The sequence below is a fragment of the Pseudomonadota bacterium genome, from assembly GCA_010028905.1.
GTDB lineage: Bacteria > Vulcanimicrobiota > Xenobia > RGZZ01 > RGZZ01 > RGZZ01.
In genome coordinates this window covers 1-5,645 of sequence record RGZZ01000335.1, presented here as the reverse complement: position 1 = coordinate 5,645, position 5,645 = coordinate 1, and the positions used below count along the sequence as shown (strand labels likewise).

Here is a 5,645-nt window from a genome sequence, read left to right as displayed (position 1 = left end):
GGCGTGCCGTCCACGCGGACAGCGCCTGCTGCAGCGCATCCGCCACGTCTCGATGTGCGGCGATCACGTCGTGCTTCCCGTTCGAGTCCTTGCTCAGCTCGAACAGCTCGCGCGTCTGGCTCCGCTTTCGCACCACGAACTGATCGACTCCGTTGATGCGCCGATGCACGGTGAAATCGCGAACGTACTCCACGAGCTGCCAGCCGTTTCGTATCACGCATCGGCCGGCCTGCTCGGGCGTTTCCGCAAACACGGGGCGTTCCGGGTCAAGCGCCGACATCAGCACCTGCCCCGACCCTCCCTCGCCCGGCACGTCGAGGGTCGAGAGGGCGGTCGGCGCCACGTCGACGTGCATCGCCGGGGTGGAGACGCGTCGCGGCTCGCCGAGCCAGCGCGGCGCTCGCATGACCAGCGGCACGTGCAGCAGCCCCTCGGTGAGCGCGTCGTCCTGGGCATTTTCAGAGAAGCCGTGATTCGCGGTGAGCACCACCAGCGTGTCGTCGTCCTGCCCGGTCTCGGCGAGCCCCTTCATCAGGCGCCCCAGGGCGCGATCGCTGGCCGCCGCTCCCGCGTCATAGGTGGAGGGGTACGACGACGGCGCGGCCGCGCCCGCGGTGATGAGGCTGGTGGCCTGATGGATGTCCCAGAGCATGACCCACAGGAACCAGTGGGGGTCGCGTTTGTGCGAGGCCATCCACTGCAGCGCGACATCGGTGGTGGCCTCCGCCGGCCGCCACTCGGCCCCCGCGTCTGCACGGGGGCAGTCAAAGGTGTCGAAGCCCGTGGAGAGCGAGAAGCGTCCGGAGGCCAGCATCACATAGCTCGACAGAAACGCGGCCGTGGCGTAGCCGCGGCGCTGCAGCTGCTCCGGCAGCGAGGGCCACGACCCTCCGTCGCTCATGAATCGACTGTGGAGCAGGCACGCGGTGGCAAAGCTGGTGCGATCGCACTGCGCGTAGGCCCGCTCGAAGCTCACGCCCTGGCGCGAGAGCGCGAGCGCGTTGCTCACGTAGGTCGCCTTGCTCGCGTCGCGCATGTAGTCATCGCGAAGGCAGTCGATGGTGACGAGCAACAGGCGGGTGGGGCGCCGGGGGGCACCCGCGCGTTGATGCCACCAGAGGGCGAGAAGCAGGTTGGCGGCGATGAGCAGGGCCATCAGGGCTCGGAACCGTGGCGAAGCCCGTCCAGACAGCGCGGCCTCCCCACCGTGTGCCGCTGTCAACGCCGTCTCGGAAGCTGGCTGGCAATCCAGTTGCGCACATCAGCGGAGAGCGACGTGAAGCGGATGAGGGTGGTGTTGCCTGCCCCGTTGCTGTTGGCCTGCACCTTGGCATAGGTCTCGCAGACCTGCTCGCCGGTGTCGTCGGCCAGCCGGATCTTGAGGTTGTCGAGCGGATGGGGGACGAAGCTCGACACGAAGCGCGCCTCGCGCTCCGACAGCTCGAGCAGCAGACCGTCGTGAACGGTCTGCGCCACCGCTTTCTCATGCACCACGGTGAACGAGAGCGGCAGCGCCGGCACCACGAGGTGCAGGGTGCGATCGGTCTCGGGAAGAGACAGGGCGAACGGTCCTCCGATGGAACGCACCGCACTCAGGTGGAGGCTGCGCATGACGCCCTTGGGCTCGATGGAGAACTCACCTTCCAGTTCGAGGGGGACCTTCACCGCCGCCAGCGTGGTCTCGGAGACGAGCACCTGACCACCCATGGTGACCGACTCGATGCGCCCCGCGAGGTTCACCGTGGTGCCCACGGCGGCGTACTTGCTGCGGCGCTCTGAGCCGATGTTGCCCACCACGCACGGCCCGGTGTGCACGCCGATGCCCATCTCGAGCAGCGGCAGGCTCTGGTCGCCGGCCACTCGGTTCACCTCGACCATCGCCCCTTGCATGGCGATGGCGCTGGCCACCGCGCGGTCGGCGTGATCGGGCAGAGACAGGGGGGCGCCGAACATCACCAGGAACGAGTCTCCGAGAATCTCGATGATGGTGCCCTGGAACCGCTCAATGACCTCGACCATGGCCTCGAGGTACAGGTTCAGCAGCGAGAGCACCTCCTTGGGGGTGCGACGGTTCACGATGCTGGTGAACCCCCGCAGGTCGGACATCAGGATGGTGACCTCGCGCTCCTCGCCCCCGAAGTCGAGGCCTTCCGGAGAGTCGAGAACCTGCTGGGCGACCTGCGCAGAGACGTAGCGGCCGAACACGTTTCTGATGAACTCGTTCTTGCGCGTGAGATCGCGCTGCAGCCGCTGGATGGTCATGTGGGTGTTCACCCGTGCGATGACCTCGGCCGGCTCGAAGGGCTTGGTGATGTAGTCGACCGCCCCCACCTCGAGGCCCTTCACCTTGCTGTCGGTCTCGCTGAGCGACGACATGAAGATGACCGCGGCGTCGCGGGTCGACACGTCTTCTTTCAGGCGACGGCACGTCTCGAAGCCGTCGACATCCGGCATGACGATGTCGAGCAGAACCAGATCTGGACGCTCGTCGCGCGCGATTCGCAGCGCGTCTTCGGCGTTGCGCGCCATGAGCAGGTGGTACCCCTGTCCCTTCAGCACCTGATGGAGCATCTGGATGTTGATGGGGGTGTCGTCGACCAGGAGGATCTTCTCGGGAGAAGACACGGGGGTCGTTGCGAGATCGGGTACGGGAAGCGTCATGGCTTGCTCAGGCCCGCGCGAGGCCTCATTCCTCCGCTCGTCACTCGTGCGCTGGTGCGATGCCGGGCTGCATCAAGCGGGTCTTCGGTCTCGAAGGTCGTTTCGCCTCCAGACCGTAGCGCGAGACCGGCCGAGGCTCCAGGAGATGGCCTGTCGGCCTTGAATCAACACACGTCATGGACGAACAACGGCTGCTCACGAATTCGTACCGTCGCATCGTGATCATCCTGCTCACGCTCGAGATGGGCTGCGTGGCCCTCCCGGCGGTCGATCCCACGCTCCGCGAAGGTCCGGCAGCGGTTCTCATCGGAGTCTTGATGTTCGGTCTGGTCGTCGCCATCATCGCCACGCGTTCGGCATTCGAGACCCTCAAGCAGCAGGTGGTGGTCCCGGTGTCCGCCTTGATCGAGCAGTCCGGTCGGGTTCTCGGCGATGTCGACCGCCTCTCCGAGGCCGCGGGCCGCGTGGCGGGTGGCGACATCGTGAAGTCGCTCACCCTCGAGACGAAAGCCCTCCAGCTGCCCGCCGAGGGGGCCGTGGGGCAGCTCGCGGGTCAGCTCGACGGCATGCTCGAGCGCGTGAGGAAGGCCGGTGACGCCGTCTGTGGCATCGCCTCCGGCCTGGGCCAGCGCAACGCCCAACTGGTGGCGGCCGAGCAGCGGAGCCGCCTGCTGCTGCAATCGGTGAGCGAAGGCATCTACGGCACCGACGCCGAGCTGCGCGCGGTGTTCGTCAATGACGCCGCGCTGACGCTGCTGGGCTACACCCACGACGAGGTCATCAATCGTAAGACACACGCGCTCATCCACCACAGCCACGCCGACGGTCGCCCCTATGACCTGGCGTCATCTCCCATGCACCAGGCGAGCACGCGCGGCGTGAGCAGCCGTCGAGACAACGAGGTCTTCTGGCGCAAGGACGGCACGAGCTTCCCGGTCGAGTACTCGGCCACGCCTCTGCTCGGCGTGACCGGGCGCGTGGTGGGGGCCGTGGTGGCCTTCCGCGACATCACCGACCGCAAGGAGGCAGAGCGCAAGCTGGCCGAGAACGCCGCCGAGCTGAGGCAGGCGAACTTCCTCAGCGACACCGCCCTCGATCTCACCCGATCAGGCCACTGGCACGTGCCCCTCGACGGATCCGGCTGGTACACCTCATCGCCGCGATGCGCCGCCATCCTGGGCGACCCCCCTCGCCAGGGGTTCCGCTACCGCATCATGGAGGAGTGGTTCGCCAACGTGAAGGCGGCCGACGAGGAGGCCGCACGCATCATCATCGAGAGCTTCACCGCGGCCCTCGAGGGGCGCTCGGCCTCGTACGACGTCACCTACGCCTACAAGCGTCCGCTCGACGGGCGCACCGTCATGATCCACGCGCTGGGCAAGGTGGCGACCAACGCCGAAGGCAAGCCCACCGACCTGTACGGCGTCAACCAGGACGTCACCGAGTTCAAGCAGCTCGAGCGCGACCTCATCGCAGCCAAGGAGGCGGCCGAGGCCGCCACCCAGACCAAGAGCGAGTTCCTCGCCAACATGAGCCACGAGATCCGCACGCCCATGAACGGCATCATCGGCATCACCCACCTCGCGCTGCGCACCGACCTTGACACCCGCCAGCGCGACTACCTGGGCAAGATCCAGCGCTCTGGCGAGCAGCTGCTCTCGATCATCAACGACATCCTCGACTTCTCGAAGGTCGAAGCCGGGAAGATGCAGCTCGAGCGCATCGACTTCGAGCTCGAGGATGTGCTCGACAACATCCGCGCGCTGCTGGGCGCCTGGGCGGCCGAGAAGGGGCTCGAGTTCATCTTCGACACCGACGCGGCCATTCCGACAACGCTGCGCGGCGACCCGCTCAGGCTGGGGCAGGTCTTGATCAACCTGGTGAACAATGCCATCAAGTTCACCGAACAGGGCGAGGTGCTGGTGCGCGTCGAGCTGCTCGACAGCGACGACAGCCACGTGACCCTCTACTTCAGCGTTCGCGACAGCGGAATCGGCCTTACCCCCCTGCAACAGGAGAGCCTCTTCCAGGCCTTCTCTCAGGCCGACACCTCGAGCACGCGCCGCTACGGCGGCACAGGCCTCGGGCTGGCCATCTCGAAGCGCCTGGTCGAGCTCATGAGCGGCGATATCGCTGTGGAGAGCGCACCCGGCGAGGGCAGCGTGTTCTCGTTCGCCGCCACCTTCGAGCGCGCGACCCGCGCGTCGAAGATCATGCGCACCTTCGAGGGGCTTCGCATGCTCGTCGTTGACGACACGCCGAGCGCCCGTGAAGCGCTCTCGAACATCGTCCGCGTGTTCCAGGCCACGTCGAGCGCAGCCGCCTCGGGTCAAGAAGCCCTCGACATGCTGACCCGCGCCGCTGACGAAGGCGCGCCCTTCGACGTGGTGCTGCTCGACTGGCGCATGCCCGAGCTCGACGGGCTGGAGACCGCCCGAAGGATTCGCGCCAACCCTCGTCTGCAGGCGCGAATCATCCTGGTGACCGGGCGAGACCGCGACGCCCTGCTTCCGCGCCTCAAGGAGCTCTCGCTCGACGGTACCCTGGCAAAACCCGTGAGTGCTCCCATGCTCTGCGACGCACTCGTCGGCGCGCTCGGCCTCGAGATCGAGCGAGGCGACGACGATATGACGACTGACGAGCAGGGCTTCGCTGCGCGCGATCTCGAGGGCATCCGCGTTCTGCTGGTCGAGGACAACGCCATCAACCAGCAGATCGCCCAAGAGGTTCTCCAGGCGGCCGGCGCGCGCGTCACCGTGGCCGACAACGGCCGTGTGGCCGTCGATATGCTCGATCACGACACCTTCGACCTCGCGCTCATGGACGTGCAGATGCCCGTCATGGACGGCTACCAGGCCACGGTGGCCATTCGCTCGCGGCCTGGCTTCGAAGAGTTCCCCATCATCGCCATGACCGCCCACGCCATGACGGGAGACCGAGAGAAGTGTCTCAACGCGGGCATGAACGACTACCTCACCAAGCCC

3 protein-coding genes are annotated in these 5,645 nt (G+C 66.9%); 1 reads left to right on the top strand and 2 read right to left on the bottom strand.

Features of this window, described 5'->3' with window-relative positions; translation table 11 throughout:
- The coding region (locus EB084_18375) for a hypothetical protein (GenBank protein NDD30227.1) at positions 1-1,156 on the bottom strand (1,156 nt) is incomplete at its 3' end.
- 62 nt (positions 1,157-1,218) lie between these two features.
- Entirely contained in the window at positions 1,219-2,661 is a 1,443-nt protein-coding gene (locus tag EB084_18370; GenBank protein NDD30226.1) for an adenylate/guanylate cyclase domain-containing response regulator, read from the bottom strand.
- Between the two features lie 176 nt (positions 2,662-2,837).
- On the opposite strand from EB084_18370, the gene EB084_18365 reads away from it, so the two are divergent.
- Positions 2,838-5,645: response regulator (locus EB084_18365; protein ID NDD30225.1), on the top strand; the 2,808-nt coding region annotated here is incomplete at its 3' end.